1 protein-coding gene is annotated in these 462 nt (G+C 67.7%); it reads left to right on the plus strand.

The window, feature by feature from the left end:
* Nucleotides 1-324: benzoate/H(+) symporter BenE family transporter (locus AC1D1Y_RS26385; protein WP_477684950.1), on the plus strand; the 324-nt coding region annotated here is incomplete at its 5' end.
* Between the last annotated feature and the right edge of the window lie 138 nt (nt 325-462).

A 462-nucleotide genomic window follows, 5' to 3' on the forward strand; every position in this document is an offset into this window, starting at 1 on the left:
GAGCGGCGCTGGGTGGCGGGCGTGGCCTGCGGCGCGTTCTACCTGCTGATTGGCAGCTTTGCGGGCTCTCTCACCGGCCTGTTTGCGCACCTGCCCCATGCCCTGGTCACCACGGTGGCGGGCCTGGCGCTACTGGGCGCCATCCAGGGCGGCCTGGTCAACGCGCTGAACCAGCCGCAAGAGGCCGAGGCCGCGCTGGTGACCTTTCTGGTCACCGCTTCCAACGTCACCCTGCTGGGCCTGGGCTCGGCCTGCTGGGGCATTGTGCTGGGGCTTATTACCTATTTGGTCCTGCGCCCGCGGCAGGCCAAGCCCGCCCTTTAAGGCGATTACCGGCCTCGCACCGCTGCCGCCAGTGCCGCAAATGCATTGCGGTCCAGCACATGGGTGAAGGCCGTGTTGGGCACCGGGTGCGATGACAGCTTCACCACCACCAGTTCGGCCGCCGGGTTGATGTGGATG

Source organism: Polaromonas sp. P1_G1 (assembly GCF_056405595.1).